The organism is Streptomyces griseicoloratus, from assembly GCF_014534645.1.
Classification (GTDB): domain Bacteria; phylum Actinomycetota; class Actinomycetes; order Streptomycetales; family Streptomycetaceae; genus Streptomyces; species Streptomyces griseicoloratus.
Map to the genome: position 1 here is coordinate 193,451 of NZ_JACVQF010000190.1, position 14,147 is coordinate 207,597.

Here is a 14,147-nt window from a genome sequence, read left to right on the forward strand (position 1 = left end):
CGCCCGGCCGCCCAGGCACCCCGGCCACTTCGCAACCGGCGACGGCCCCGGCCGCCCCGCGGCCGTCACCGCCGCCTGCCGGCTCAGCGCTCCCGCAGGCGCGTCGTCACCCACGCCCCCGCCAGGGCCACCCCCGCCATCGGCAGGAAGACCGCGGCGAAGGCTGCCGGGTGGGAGCCGGTCGCCTGCGTGGCCGCGTGGCTGACCGTGCCGCCGCCGAGCGCGGCGAAGGCCGCTCCCCCGGCCGCCAGGAGCAGGACGTTGGACAGGCCGTCGGAGATCTGGAGGGCGGCGGAGTTGGTGCCGGCCTCCTCGGGGGCGGAGAGCCGGAGCAGGAGCACGCTGGTGGAGGAGATCACCAGGCCCATCCCGAAGCAGCCGAAGCCCCAGGCGACGGCCACCGTCCAGGCGGGCACGGCGTCGATCAGGACGCTCGGCGCGGTCGCGATGGCCGCCGCGACCAGGATCATCCCGAGGGTCATGAGACGGTCCCGGTACGGTTCCGTGCGCGGCCGGGACTGCACCCACGAGCCCAGCGCCCAGGTCGCGCCGCCCGCCGCCAGGGAGAACCCGGCGAGGGTCGGGCTGAGCCCCCGCTGGGTGACCAGCATCAGCGGCACGAAGGACTCGGCGGCGATGAAGGACCCCGCGGCGACGCCGCGCAGCAGCACGACGGAGGGCAGTCCGCGCGCCGCCCGGTAGGTGCCGCGCGGGAGCAGGCCGAGGACGGCCGGGACGAGCAGCGCCGCGCCCGCCGCGCCGGGCAGCAGCGAGATCCAGCGCAGGTCCTGCGCGGCGTACTGGAGCAGTCCGGCGCCCAGGGAGATGGCCAGGGCCAGACGGATGCGGCGCCGGTCGAAGGAGGCAGGCTCGTCCGGGGCGTCCGGGGCGTCCGCCCCCTGCACCGGGCCGGCGGCGCGGCTGCGTATCTGCGGCAGCGCGAGCGCCAGCGGGAGGGCCACCAGCACCGGGATGCCCAGGAACACCCAGCGCCAGCCGAGGTGCTCGGTCACCGCTCCGGAGGCCAGCGGACCGACGACCGAGGGGACCACCCAGCCGGCCGCGAACGCCGCCATGATCGCCGGGCGCAGCCGCTCCGGGTAGGCCCGGCCGACGACGACGTACAGCGCGACGATCACCAGGCCGCCGCCGAGCCCCTGCACGGCCCGCCCGAGGATGAACAGCCACATCGCACCGGCCGTCCCGGACAGCACCAGTCCGGCCGCGAACGCGGCGATACCGCTGGTCAGCGGCGCCAGCGGACCGCGCCGGTCGGACCACTGCCCGGAGAGCACCATCCCGAACAGGCTCGTCGTGAAGTAGCCCGAGAACGCGAACGCGTACAGCGACACCCCGTCCAGCTCCCGCGCCGCGACCGGCATCGCCGTCCCCACCGCCGTCGCCTCGAAGGCGATCAGCACGACGACGGAGACGATGCCGATGCTCAGGGCCCGGTAGGCGCGGCTCAGGACGGTCTCGGCCGGCGCGGCGGTCCCGTCGGGGCCGGCGAGTCCGGCGTTCGGGCGGGGATCGGCGCTGTCGGCGGTGTCGGCGACGTCGGTGTCGCGCGGTTCAGGGGCGGTCATGGTCGCCAGCGTAAGGGCCGCGGACCCGTTTGGCCCCTGTCGGGAGACGGTGCGGGACCGGGACCTTGGTCGTACGACCGCCGCCGCGGTCCCACCCGTTCATGAACGGCGTGTGGCAGTCGCGTTGCGGCGCCCCCGCATTCCTTGATCCCGTCCCCCCGCCCGCCCTACGGTCGAGTCACGGAGTCCGGAACACGGCCGTGTGCCCGAGTGGTTGAGGGGCTCGCCTGCAAAGCGAGTTACGCGGGTTCGATTCCCGCCACGGCCTCCAGAGAACTGAACACGCACAACTTCGGGGCGGAATCCTCCACATGCGCGGGCAAGCGATGAGGGGGACGATGTGAGTGGGGCCGGCCATCAGCACCGAGGTCGCGAACGGCACCAGTGAGTGGTCCGAACCCAAGTGCGTGACGATGCCGCCGAATCAGCACTCGGTCTGATCTCTAGGCACACAGCCCGCCGCCCGCGTAGTCCTCGAACATGCCCGGCCAGTAGCGCCAGCCGTCGTCCGTCGGGGTCGTGCGGGACGGGTCGCAGGCGACCGGGTCGACGGCGGCCAGGGTGCGGGTCATGGTGTCGGCCAGCTGCTCGTACGCGTCGGACAGCTCGTGCTCCGCGTCGAGGGACCTCTCCCGGTGGATCAGCCAGAGCGTGAACGCCAGCGTGGACAGGTCGGCGTTGAGCGGTCGCAGGACGGCCTCGGCCTCGCTCCAGCACAGCACCGCGCCCGTGTCTCCGTCGACCACCAGGCTGGTGTCCTCCAGCAGGTAACCGAGGCGTATCAGCCGGTCCGCCCCGGCCGGAAGGTGCGCGCCACGGGCGTCGTCCGCCCAGAACTCCTCCAGCGTCGGCAGCGGCACGTCCGTGGCCAGGGAGAACCACACGCCGTCCTCCGGCAGGCCCACCTCGCGCAGGAAGCGACGGGTCGGCTCGTGCGTGAGCGCGGCCGGGAAGTCGACCTCCTCGAACCGCACGATCTCCCCGGCACCGAACTCCTCGTCGAGGAGGCGGGCGGGAAGGTCCAGGGTCAGCCCGGAGCGGTTGCCGGGGCCCGCCACCAGGGCCAGCGGGCGGATCAGGGCCGACATCCGCCACAGGGGCGCCGTCTCACCGCCCGCCGCTCCCTCCTCGAACACCGCGAGCAGCCGGCGCGACGCCTCCGCCGCCGCCCGCGGCCCGCGGCGGCCGGCGTAGGAGGCGAACCGGCCGCGCAGCCCAGCCAGTTCGTCCACCGCGGTCGCGAAGCGCACCAGCGCCTCCAGGGAGGGGGCGAGCGGGTCGCGGTCCATCAGGTCGGGGCGGTCGCGGAAGAAGTACGTCGTGGACACCTCGCCGGTCGCGCCGTCCAGCAGCACCGACTCGGTCACCGCGCCGTCGTGGGCCAGCAGTTCCCCTATGACCAGTTGGCCGCGCAGTTCCCCGGCTAGCCGGCTGCCGGGATCGCCCATCGCGTCCGCCAGGCGGCGCAGGCCGTCCCGGCGCAGCGGCTCGCACGTCAGCGTGCCGGCCGTCGCCGGCAGTCCGGGGCCCGTCAGCCGGCGGCGTGACGCCGTGTGCGTGACGTACGGGTCCAGCTCGTCCTCGGCCAGCGTGATCACCGCGGTGTCCGTGGTGCCGGTCGCGTTCATCGTTCCCCCGTGCATGAAGTTCCGTCCCCCTGGGTACGCCCGCCGTGGCCCCGCTGCCGTCCACAGCCGTCCCACTGCCCACGACCCTACGGCCCGCCACTGACAACGCCCCGCCCCCAAGGACGTCAGCGCACCCGCGCGCGTTGCTCCCCCGCGAGGATCGCGTCCACCGTCTGCCGCACCGTCAGTTCCGAGGTGTCCAGCCACAGGCCCAGGCGCGGTGTCGACTCGCGCAGGGCGCGGTCCAGTGCCCCGACCGTCCAGCCGGCCCCGTAGCCGGTCTTGGCGCGCTGTGCCTCGCGCGCGGCCACGGCCCCGGGGGCCGGTGCCAGGACGACCACGTGCAGCGGGCGGGTGCGGACCAGCCGTACGTAGGCGGCCAGGTGCGGGCCGAGCACCACGTCCTGCACGACGGCCGTGAACCCGGCCTCGGCGTATCCGTCCGCCGTCGCCGCCGACAGCCGGTACCGCAGCCGCAGCTGCGCCTCGCTCTCGCCGCCGGCGCCGGGGACGTACTCCTCGCGCCCGGACACGATCATCCGCCGGAACACGTCCCCGCGGACGTGCGCGGCCCTCGGCAGTCGCTCGGCCAGGGCCTGGGCGACCGTCGACTTCCCGGCCGCCATCACGCCGGTGACCAGGACGACGCCCTCCATCAGCGGCTCACTGGCCGGTGACCACCGCGGCCTGCGGACGGATCGGGAGCCGGTTCACGGCGCGTCCCGTGGCGGCGCGCACGGCGGAGGCGACGGCCGCCGGGGAGGCGACCACCGGCACGGCGCTGACCGCCTTCGCGCCGAACGGGGCGACCACGTCGCGCTCCTCGACCAGCTTGACGATCCGGATGTCCGGCGCGTCCAGGGCCGTCGGGAGGGCGTAGCCGGTCAGGTCCGGGTGGCGGACCAGGCCGCGCGGGGTGCGGAGGTTCTCGGTGAGCGCGATGCCCACGCCCTGGGTGACGCCCGCCTCGATCCGGGCGGCGAGCTGGGCGGGGTTCAGCACCCGGCCCACGTCCTGGGCGACGGCCAGTTCCACGACCCGTACGGAACCGATCTCGATGTCGACGTCCACCACCGCGCGGATCGCGCAGAAGGACATGCCGACGAAGGCGTCGCCCTGGCCGGAGGCGTCGAGCGGCTCGGTCGGGTGCGGGCGGCACTGGGCGGTGGCCCACAGCTCCTTGCCGTCCATCGCCTCGGTGACCGTGGTCGACAGGACCCCGTCGTACGAGGTGATCTTGCCGTCGGTGATCTGGAGCAGTTCGGTCGACATCCCGAACTTGTGGGCCAGGGGCTGCAGGAGCTGGGTGCGGACCATCTTGGCCGCGCGTTCCACCGCGCCGCCCGACACCCAGGTGTGGCGGCCACGGCAGCCCGCGCCGGCCGGGGGCTGGTCGGTGTCGACGGGCGCCACGTGCACCTCGTCGATGCCGAGCGTCTCCTGCACGATCTGCCGGGCGAGCGTGGTGAAGCCCTGGCCGGTCTCGACGGCCGCGCACAGCACCGTCGCCACGCCGTCCTGGACCTTCACGGTGGCCGTGGACACCTCGTCGGCGCCCTCCGCACCCAGCATGTGCACCATGCCCAGGCCGTAGCCAACGCCCCGGCGCACCGCACCCGGTTCGCCCGCGCCCTCGGGGCCGCCGGGCAGCAGCCACTCGTCCTCGGGCGTGTCCTTGGGCAGCGCGGGCAGCGGGAAGTCCCGGACGGCCCGGAGGAGTTCGGCGACCGGAGCCGGGCAGGTGACCGTCTGGCCGGTCGGGAGCACGTCGCCCGTGGCCATGACGTTGCGCATCCGCACCTCGGCCGGGTCCAGGCCGAGCTTCTTGGCGACCTTGTCCATCTGCGCCTCGTAGGCGGCGCAGACCTGCATGGCGCCCTCGCCGCGCACGTGGCCGGAGGGCGGGTTGTTGGTGCGCACGGCCCAGCCCTCGATGAAGGCGTTGGGGACGACGTACGGGCCGCAGGCGAAGGACACGGCGGCGGCGAGCGCGTCGGAGGACGTGTCGGCGTACGCGCCCGCGTCGAGCAGGATCTGCGCCTCGACCTTGACCAGGCGGCCCTCGGCGTCGGCGTGGTGGCGGTAGCGCAGGAGAGTGGGGTGGCGGTGGGCGTGGCCGAGGAAGGACTCCTCGCGCGTGGCGGTGAGCTTCACCGGGCAGCCGGTCTTCAGCGCGAGCAGGCCGAGCGGGAGCTGGAAGCCCTGGTCCTCGCGGTCGGCGGTGGCGCCGGGCACACCGGTGACGACGACCTTCACCCGTTCGGGTGCCAGGCCGTAGCAGGCGGCGGCCGTGTCGCGGTCGGTGTGGGGGTCGGTGGAGGCGAGGTACAGCTCCACGCCCCCGTCGGGGCGCGGCACCGCGAGGCCCGCCTCGGCGCCGATGGGGGCGGGGTCCTGGCGGCCGATGCGGTACAGGCCCTCGACGACGATCTCGCCGGCCGCCTCCGGGTCGCCGTGGCGGAGCGGGATGTGCCGGATCAGGTTGCCGTCGGGGTGCAGCGGCTCGGCCTCGAACGCCTGCTCCGGGTCGAGCACCGGGTCGAGCACCTCGTACTCGACGATGACGGCGGCGGCGGCCATGCGCGCGGTGTCCGGGTGGTCGGCGGCGACGGCGGCGATGGGCTCGCCGTGGTGGCGTACGACCTCGGAGGCGAACACCGGCCGGTCGGCCTTGCCGCGTCCGTGCAGCGGGGCGCCGGGCACGTCCTCGTGGGTGACGACCGCGCGGACGCCGGGCATCTCGCGCGCGTGGGAGGTGTCGATGGAGACGATGCGCGCGTGCGGGTGCGGTGAGCGCAGCACGGCCGCCCACAGCAGGCCCTCGGCCCACAGGTCGGCGGCGTACGGGAAGGTGCCCTCCGTCTTGGCGCGGGCGTCGGCGGGCGGCAGGGACGCGCCGAGGCCGTGCGGGACCGGTTCGGGGGCGGGGGGTGCCTCCGCGGTGCCTGCGGCCTCCGCGGTGGCTGTCTCGTTGCTCACGCGTGGCCTCCGTCCTGGCCGTAGGGCTGGTCGTGCGGTCCCGGGGACTGCGGTCCGGGCGGACCCTGTGCCTCGAACGCCGACGGGTTGACGCCGCCGGCGCCCGGGCCCGCCTGGTGCGGGATACGGGGCTCGTCGGCGTCCGCCTGGGGCGCGTCGGCGGCGGCGTGCGCCTCGCGTTCGGCGACGACCTCCTTGACCGCCTCCAGGACACCCCGGTAGCCGGAGCAGCGGCACAGGTTGCCGCACAGGGCCTGGCGGGTCTCCAGCTCGGTGGGCGCCGGGTTGCCCTCCAGGAGGTTGTGCACGGTCATCGCCATGCCGGGCACGCAGAAGCCGCACTGCACCGCCCCGCACCGGGCGAGCGCCCGCTGCACGTCCGACGGCTGCCCGTCGACGGCCAGGCCCTCGACGGTGCGGACCTCGCTGCCGGCGGCGGTGACGGCCGGGACCAGGCAGGAGGCGACGAGCCGGCCGTCGACCTGCACGTTGCAGGCGCCGCACTCGCCCTGCGAGCAGCCGTCCTTGGCGCCCGCGAGGCCGAGCCGCTCGCGCAGCACGTACAGCAGCGACTCGCCGATCCAGGCGTCGGTGACGGGCCGGTCGGTGCCGTTGACGCGGAGCACGTACGAGGCGAGGGGGTGCTCCTCGTGCGGGCCGGCGGGGGCCGGCTCACCGGGCGCGGCGGGCTCACCGGGCACGACGGGCTCAGCGGGCGCGGCGGGCTCCTGCGGCTCGCCGGACTCAGTGGCTTCGGCGGGCTCGGCGGCCGGTTCCCCGGACGCGGCCGCTTCGGGCTCGTGCGCGGCCGCCGGTGCCGGCTGCGCGGGGCTCCGGTCCGGCGTCGGCTCCGGTCGCGCGTCGGGGGCCGGCTCCGGTCGCGCGTCGGGCGCCGGGCCGGGCTCGGCGCCGGAGGCCGTCACGGGCTCTTCGGCGGCCTCCGGTGCGGATTCCGTCGCCGTGTCGGGGGCAAGGCCCGCGGGGGGCTCAGCGGCGCCCTCAGGGGCCTCTGCGGCCTCTTCCGCCTCGTCTGTCACCGTGCCGTCGGGCGTCGGAGCCGTGGGCGGGGTCTCCGCGACGGATTCCGCGGCTTCCGCGGGCGCCTCGGCGTACGGGACGGCGGAGGGGGCGGGAGCGTGCCCGGCGGGCCGGTCGTCGCCCTGCCCGGCGGGTTCGTGCCCGGCCGGTTCGTGCGCGGGCTCACCCCACGGCCGGCCCGCCGCCTGCGTCGCCCAGGGAGCGGGGGCACCCCCGGGGAGGGTGGCCGGCGGGGTGCCGCCCCACTGCTCGACCAGGGAGGACGTGGTGAACTCGCCCGACTCGTCCGGGATGTCGCCGCCGGCGACGGGGATGGACCACTGTCCGGTCACGTCGTGGCCCGGCGCGGGTGCGGGCGCGGGTGCCGTGTCGTCCGCGGCCGTGGGCTCGGTGAAGTCCCACTGGCCGGCGGGCTGCGGGTGGTACGTGAAGCGGTCGTCCTGCCCGGGGTCCGCGTCGTGCTGCCGGTGCCCGGCGTCCGTCCCGTAGGGCGCGGCCGCGCCGTACGGGTCGTGCTGCGCGTACCCGGCGTGGTGCGGGCCGGCGTGCGGCTCACCGGCGTCCGGTGCGGCCTGCCACTGCGCGCCGTCGACGGGGGCGGACGGCATCACCCAGGTGCCGGTGGCGGCGGGGTCGGTGCCGGCGGTCGTGGCGGGCGTGACCGTTATCGGCGGCGGCACGTAGCCGTGGCCCGGCGCCGCGAGCGGGCTGTCGGCGGAGGCCAGGAGCGCGTCGACGCCGCCCTCGGGCAGTTGCACGAAGGCGGTGGCGCCGTCGTCGTAGTCGCCCTGGGGCAGCGGGTCCCAGCGTCCGCCGCCCTGGGGCATGCCCTGTCCGTGCTGGTCGTCGGTCACGACAGCGCCCTCCCCAGTGCTCGTCGGGCCAGCGCGGCGACGGTGCGCCGCAGGTGCAGTACGGCGGGCGGGAGCTGCGGCACGGAGCCGTCCTCGGCCGGAGCCGCCTCGGGGATGCAGGCCGCGGCGACGTACTCCCCGAAGGCGCTCAGGGCCTCCGGCACGATCGCGCGGTTGTTGTCCCAGTCGATGAGCCGGCCGACCCACTGCTCGGCCTCCAGGGGCCTGAGCGGCATCGGCGCGATGGCGCCGACGGCGCACCGCACCCCGCGCCGGGCGGGGTCGAGGACCAGGGCGACCGATGCCATGGCCCGGCCCGGCCCGGTGCGGCCGGTCGCCTTCAGGAAGACCTGGGGCGCGTGCAGCAGCGGCACGCGCACGTAGCCGATGAGTTCGCCCGCACGGAGCATCTCCATACCGGCCAGCAGGTGCGACACCGGCACCTCGCGGCGGGCCCCGCCCGGGCCCGCGATGATCAGCGTCGCCTCCAGGGCGGCCAGTACGGGCAGCGCGTCCCCGGTGGGGGCGGCCGAGGCGATGTTGCCGCCCAGGGTGCCCGCGTTGCGGATCTGCGGCGGCCCGGCGGCGCGCGCGGCGGCGGCGAGCGCCGGGATCAGGGCGGCGAAGTCGGGGCGGCCCATGCGCGCGTGGGTCAGTCCCGCGCCGAGCAGGGCGTGTCCGTCCTGGTACTGCCAGCCGCGGATCTCGCTGATCCGGCCGAGGCCGACCAGGGCGGCGGGCCTGAGCTGTCCGGAGTTGACGGCGGCCATGAGGTCGGTGCCGCCCGCCACCGGCACCGCGGCGGGCAGGGCGGCCAGTGCCGCCACGGCCTCGTCCAGTGTCGTGGGCAGCGTGACGGCCTGCGCCGCCTGCGGTGCGTGCGTGGTCAAACCGACTGCCCCTTCCCGCTGTCCCACCTGGTCCCACCTGTGTTGCCGTACGGTACGTGCTGACAGGCCGGACGTGGCAACTCTGGCACATCTTCGCAGGGCCCGAACGCGGGGGTCCGCTAGGAGGCATTCGCCCGCCTCGCCAGCGAGATGGTCCGTTTTCGCACGGGATCTCCGGTGATCGCCGGTGCGCGCGAATTGCCACCGTTCATTGACGGTTCAGGGCGTTTTTCTTACTTGTTCGGCGGCGGGCCGTCGATCGGCCTGCCGAGTACGCCGGGCCGCTTCTGCCAGGGCAGCGGGCCGCCGGGCGGACGGTAGGCGACGCCCAGGGCGTCAAGTCGCCGGTAGTGGGCGGCCATCCGGCGCTCGAAGCCCGCGTAGTCCCGTTCCGCCGGGGCGGGCAGGTCGCTCCACGCGACCTCGGCGAAGGCGGCGAGCCGGGGAAAGACCTGGTAGTCAACGCGCGCCGGGCTCTCCATCACCTCCGTCCACACGTTGGCCTGCGTGCCGAGGACGTGCCCGGCCTCCTCCTCCGTCAGCTCCGGCGGAACCGGTTCGAACCGGTACACGTCCTCCAGGGTGCGCACGTACCCGATCGGCACTGGCTCGTCCTCGCCCGCGTCCTGACGGTGGTCCAGGTACACCTGCTGCTCGGGGCACATCACCACGTCGTGTCCCGCGCGCGCGGCGGCGACCCCGCCCGCATACCCGCGCCAGGACGACACGGCGGCGCCCGCGGCCAGACCGCCCTCCAGGATCTCGTCCCAGCCGATGAGCCTGCGCCCGCGCGCGGTCAGCCACCGGTCGAAGTGCTTGATGAACCAGGACTGGAGTTCGTCCTCGTCGGTGAGCCCGAGTTCCTTGATGCGCGCCTGCGCGGCGGGCGACTTCCGCCACTGGTCCTTGGGGCATTCGTCGCCGCCGACGTGGATGAACTCCGAGGGGAAAAGGGCGAGGAGTTCCTCGAAGACGCCCTCGTAGAAGCGCAGGGTGTGGTCGGTGGGGGCGAGTACGTTCGGGGAGACGCCCCAGGTGTCCCAGACGGTGAGCCCGGCGGTGTCGACGACATCGGTGTTGCCGAGTTCCGGATACGCGGCGATGGCCGCCTGGGAGTGCCCGGGCACGTCGATTTCGGGGACGACGGTGATGTGCCGTTCGGCGGCGTAGGCGACGATCTCCCGGATGTCGTCCTGGGTGTAGTAGCCCCCGTGCGGCTTCTCCTCCCACAGCGGCGAGGCGCGGTGACCGAATTTGGTGCGCGACCGCCATGAAGCGGTCTCGGTCAGCTTCGGGTACCGCTCGATCTCGACGCGCCAGCCCTGGTCGTCGGTCAGGTGGAAGTGCAGGACGTTGAGTTTGTGCGCGGCCATCAGGTCCAGGTAACGCAGCACGCCGTCCTTGGGCATGAAGTGCCGGGCGACGTCGAGCATCAGACCGCGCCAGCGGAACCGGGGGGCGTCCTCCACCTCGGTCAGCGGCAGCCGCCACCGCCGGCCGGGCAGCGGCGCGCGCCGGAAGGCGTCCGGGCCGAGCAGCTGCCGGAGCGTCTGGGCGCCCCAGAACAGCCCGGCGGGACCGCCGCCCGCGAGGCGCACGCCGGCCGGTGTGACGGCGAGGCGGTAGCCCTCGGCGGCCAGCTCACGGTCGAGGGACAGGCGGAGGACGCCGCCGTCCCCCGCCCCCGGCGCGAGCGGCAGGCCGGTGGCGGCGCCCAGCGTGGCGCGCAGCCAGCGGTCGGTCGCCTCCGTGCCCTCGTCCGCCAGCACCGTGGTGTCCGGGCCCAGTTCGAAGAAGCCGCCCTCGCCGGTCGTCGTCCGGCCGGGCCGGGGAATCAGGTCCATCACGTCAGTCCTTCACCGCTCCGCCGAGGCCGGAGACGAGTCGTCGTTGTACGAGTACGAAGAAGACCAGCACGGGAATCGTCATCACCGTGGACGCCGCCATCACCCCGCCCCAGTCGGGGTCGTCCGGCTTGTAGAAGACCAGCAGCGCCATCGGCAGGGTGGACTGCGAGGTGTCGCTGATGATGAACGACTTGGCGAACAGGAAGTCGTTCCAGGTCGAGATGAAGGAAAACACGCTGGTGGCCACGAGGCCCGGGAAGACGAGCGGGAAAAGGATCTGCCACAGGAATCGGGCCCGGCTCGCCCCGTCGATGTACGCGGCCTCCTCCAGGGCTTCGGGAACCGCTTTCACGAATCCCCGCAGCATCCAGATCGCAAAGGGCAGCGAGAAGGCGATGTGGGGCAGGATCAGCGACCCCAGCGTGTTCAGCTGGCCGAAGTCCCGCATGAGGAAGAACAGCGGGATCGTGAGGGCCTCCACGGGCACCATCTGGGCCACCAGGAACATGATCATCAGGGTGGTCCGGAAGCGGAACCGGAATCGCGTCACGGCGGTCGCCGCGAGGAACGCGATCAGCGCGGAGGCGATCACCACCGCGCCGGCCACGAGCAGGCTGTTGAGAAAGTAGCGGCCGAATTCCTGCTGTTCGAAGACCCGCCGGAAGGAATCCAGCGACGGCGACAGCGTCCACGGCCGCGGCTCGGACGACTCGATCTCCCCGGCCGGTTTGAAGGCGCTCAGCACCATCCAGTACAGCGGGAAGGCCACGACCACCGCGATCAGCAGGGCCGAGACCTCGGCCGCGGATCGCCACGGACGCCGCACACGCACACGCGGAAGATTCACAGTTCCTCCCCCTGGCGGCGCAGCAGCCGCAGGTACACGAGGGTCACGGCGAGCAGGATCAGCAGCATCACGACGCCGATCGCCGAGCCGAGGCTGTACTGCGAGGACGCGAACGCCTGCTGGTAGGCGTAGACGTTCAGGACGAGGTTCTGGCCGGCGATGCCGCCGCCGTTCGTCATGACGTAGATCTGGGTGAAGACCTTGAAGTCCCAGATGACCGACTGGATGGTGACCACGACCAGGATCGGCCGGAGCATCGGCGCGAGCACCGAGCGCCAGATCCGCCACTGCGAGGCACCGTCCAGGGCGGCGGCCTCCAGCACCTCGGCGGGGACGGCGCGGATGCCGGCGTAGACCGTCACCATCACGAACGGGAAGGAGCACCAGACCACTTCGAGCAGGACGAGCAGGAAGGCGCTGTAGCGCCCGTACGTCCAGGAGTGGTCGCCGAGCCCGAGGACGCGGTTGACGGGGCCGAAGTCCGGGTCGAACAGGAACAGCCAGACCGTCGAGCCGGTGATCGCTGGGGTCGCCCACGCGCCCAGCGCGGCCAGCATCAGCGCCAGGCGCGGCAGGGCGCGCACGCGGGTGAGCAGCACGGCGAGCGCGCAGCCGACGGCCAGCGTGGAGACCACGCAGGCCGCCGCGAAGACCACCGTCGACAGCAGCACCCGCCAGAACTCGTCGTCGCCGAACAGCTCGGCGTAGTTGCCGAACCCCCGGAAGGTGGTGGGTTCGCCACCGCTGACCTGGGCCTGGGTGTACTCCAGGAAGGAGATCAGGCCGAGCTGGTAGACGGGGTAGACGAGGAGCCCGCCGAGGACGACGAGGGCGGGGGCGAGATAGAGCCAGGGCGTCCAGCGGCCGCGGGTGCGGCCGGGGCCGCGGGAGGTGCGGGCCGGGGCCGTGGGAAGCGGGGTGCGCTTGTCCACGACCGCCGTGTCGTGCGCGACCACCGGATCAGCCCACCGAGCCGAACGCGTCGTTCATCTTCGCCGCCGCGTCCCCGGCGGCCCGCGCCACGTCCTTCTTGCCGCTGACGACCTCCTGGAACATGGTCGGCAGCACCAGCGAGGAGTCGATCTGCGCCCAGGCGGGCGAGGCCGGCACGAACTTCGTGCCCGCGGCGAGGGTGTCGACGAAGGGCTTCACGAAGGGTTCCTTCGCCGCGACCTGCTGCCGTACGTCCGTGAAGGTCGGCAGGAAGCCCATCGCGTCGAACAGTTCTCCCTGCGTCCTCTTCGACGCCAGCCGCTTCATGAGGTCGACGGCGAGGGTGCGGTGCGAGGTGCTCTTCAGGACGCCGATGTTGTTGCCGCCCGCGAAGGCCGGCGCGATCGACCCGGGCTTCACGCCCGGCAGCGGCACGACGGCGTACTTGCCCTTGGCCTTGCCGGCCTCCACGGCCTGGTGGCTGAAGTCGCCGCCGATGGCCATGGCCGCCTTGCCCGAGGCGAAGGCGGTGACGGTGTCGTTGCCGCCCATGCCGGCGCACTTGGCGGCGGGGCAGTTGTCGTCGCCGAACAGGGAGGTGTAGGTCTCGATGCCCTTGCGGGCCGCCGCGCTGTCGATCGCGGAGGCGTACGAGCCCGACTTGCCGGTGGCGAGCTCACCGCCGTGGGCCCAGATGAACGGCATCGCCCCGTAGGTGTAGGCGCCGCCGACGGCGATGCCGTACAGGTCGGGCCTCGCGGCCCGGATCGTCCTGGCGGTGGACGCCAACTCCGCGAGGCTGCGGGGGGCTTCGAGGTTCAGCTCGTCGAAGACGTCCGTCCGGTAGTACAGGGCCCGTACGCCGACGAAGTACGGCGCCCCGTAGACCTTGCCGTCCACGGTGACCGACTGCCGGGCGGTGGGGTCGGCGTCCTTGGCCTCGTCCCAGGCGTTGAAGTCCCCGGTGACGTCCTCCAGACCGCCGTCCTTCACGTAGCCGGCGGTGTCGGTGTTGCCGTACTCGATGACGTCCGGGGCGCTGCCGGGATCGTTGAAGGCGGCCTTGATGCGCTGGGCGCGGGTCTCGACGGGGATGTACTCGACGGTGACCTCGGTGTCCTCGTGGGCCTTCTCGAAGTCGGCGAGGACGGCGTCGACGACCCGTTCCTTCGGCTTGTTGTTGACCTCCTGGAAGAGCCAGACCCGCAGGGTGCCGCTCTTCTCGTCCTTGCCGGAGGAGGAGGTGTCGGACGTCTGGGGGGCGCAGGCGGTGGCGGCCATGACGGCGAGCAGCACGGCCAGTCGGGCGGGGAGCTTCATGGAGCGGTCCTCCGATGAGAGGGCGTTGCAACATACGCAATAACGGTTTTGCTCTGCACAACACACCGGAGGCTAGGGACAACATGAACACGCCGACAAGAGGTCTCAACCACTCTGTGACCGTGCGACGCACCCTGTGCAACGCCGGACGCCGCGAAGCCGCCCCGGACAGCACAAAGGCCCCCGAGCACGCCTGAACGTGCCCGGAGGCCTCACACGCCTCGA

At 73.7% G+C, this 14,147-nt stretch carries 10 protein-coding genes and 1 tRNA gene; 1 reads left to right on the forward strand and 10 read right to left on the reverse strand.

Going from position 1 to position 14,147, the window contains the following annotated elements; genetic code table 11:
• Positions 1-83 precede the first annotated feature (83 nt).
• Positions 84-1,586: an MFS transporter gene (locus H0H10_RS16955; protein WP_188181805.1), complete on the reverse strand. Its 1,503-nt coding sequence runs from the start codon at positions 1,584-1,586 to the stop codon at positions 84-86.
• A gap of 196 nt (positions 1,587-1,782) precedes the next feature.
• On the opposite strand from H0H10_RS16955, the gene H0H10_RS16960 reads away from it, so the two are divergent.
• Positions 1,783-1,857 (forward strand) — tRNA-Cys (locus tag H0H10_RS16960).
• Positions 1,858-2,029: 172 nt separating this feature from the next.
• Here the strand turns inward: H0H10_RS16960 and H0H10_RS16965 are convergent.
• The 9 genes from H0H10_RS16965 to H0H10_RS17005 form a co-directional block, all read right to left on the reverse strand.
• Positions 2,030-3,214: an SUKH-4 family immunity protein gene (locus tag H0H10_RS16965; RefSeq protein WP_188181806.1), complete on the reverse strand. Its 1,185-nt coding sequence runs from the start codon at positions 3,212-3,214 to the stop codon at positions 2,030-2,032.
• Between the two features lie 125 nt (positions 3,215-3,339).
• Positions 3,340-3,870: an AAA family ATPase gene (locus H0H10_RS16970; protein WP_188181807.1), complete on the reverse strand. Its 531-nt coding sequence runs from the start codon at positions 3,868-3,870 to the stop codon at positions 3,340-3,342.
• A 7-nt stretch (positions 3,871-3,877) separates the two neighbouring features.
• Positions 3,878-6,193 carry a xanthine dehydrogenase family protein molybdopterin-binding subunit gene (locus tag H0H10_RS16975; protein WP_188181808.1) on the reverse strand — a complete coding sequence of 772 codons (2,316 nt, stop codon included), beginning with the start codon at positions 6,191-6,193 and terminating at the stop codon, positions 3,878-3,880.
• Positions 6,190-8,085, reverse strand: coding sequence for a 2Fe-2S iron-sulfur cluster-binding protein (locus H0H10_RS16980; protein WP_188181809.1), 1,896 nt, complete (start codon positions 8,083-8,085; stop codon positions 6,190-6,192). Before H0H10_RS16980 ends, H0H10_RS16975 begins: the two co-directional genes overlap by 4 nt.
• On the reverse strand, positions 8,082-8,975 hold the full coding sequence (locus tag H0H10_RS16985) for an FAD binding domain-containing protein (protein WP_188181810.1): 894 nt from the start codon (positions 8,973-8,975) through the stop codon (positions 8,082-8,084). The genes H0H10_RS16980 and H0H10_RS16985 overlap by 4 nt, the downstream gene beginning before the upstream one ends.
• A gap of 233 nt (positions 8,976-9,208) precedes the next feature.
• A complete protein-coding gene (locus H0H10_RS16990; protein ID WP_188181811.1) occupies positions 9,209-10,819 on the reverse strand; it encodes a beta-N-acetylhexosaminidase in 1,611 nt (536 codons plus the stop codon).
• A 4-nt stretch (positions 10,820-10,823) separates the two neighbouring features.
• Entirely contained in the window at positions 10,824-11,669 is an 846-nt protein-coding gene (locus H0H10_RS16995; RefSeq protein WP_188181812.1) for a carbohydrate ABC transporter permease, read from the reverse strand.
• On the reverse strand, positions 11,666-12,625 hold the full coding sequence (locus H0H10_RS17000) for a carbohydrate ABC transporter permease (protein ID WP_188181813.1): 960 nt from the start codon (positions 12,623-12,625) through the stop codon (positions 11,666-11,668). The genes H0H10_RS16995 and H0H10_RS17000 overlap by 4 nt, the downstream gene beginning before the upstream one ends.
• A gap of 4 nt (positions 12,626-12,629) precedes the next feature.
• Complete coding sequence (locus H0H10_RS17005; protein WP_188181814.1) at positions 12,630-13,922, reverse strand: extracellular solute-binding protein; 1,293 nt, start codon at positions 13,920-13,922, stop codon at positions 12,630-12,632.
• Between the last annotated feature and the right edge of the window lie 225 nt (positions 13,923-14,147).

What these genes read in the sequence shown, in the direction of transcription:
- H0H10_RS16965 (WP_188181806.1), bottom strand. Translation starts at nt 3,214, where the DNA reads ATGAACGCGACCGGCACCACGGACACCGCGGTGATCACGCTGGCCGAG.
- H0H10_RS16990 (WP_188181811.1), bottom strand. Translation starts at nt 10,819, where the DNA reads ATGGACCTGATTCCCCGGCCCGGCCGGACGACGACCGGCGAGGGCGGC.
- H0H10_RS16955 (WP_188181805.1), bottom strand. Translation starts at nt 1,586, where the DNA reads ATGACCGCCCCTGAACCGCGCGACACCGACGTCGCCGACACCGCCGAC.
- H0H10_RS16970 (WP_188181807.1), bottom strand. Translation starts at nt 3,870, where the DNA reads ATGGAGGGCGTCGTCCTGGTCACCGGCGTGATGGCGGCCGGGAAGTCG.
- H0H10_RS17005 (WP_188181814.1), bottom strand. Translation starts at nt 13,922, where the DNA reads ATGAAGCTCCCCGCCCGACTGGCCGTGCTGCTCGCCGTCATGGCCGCC.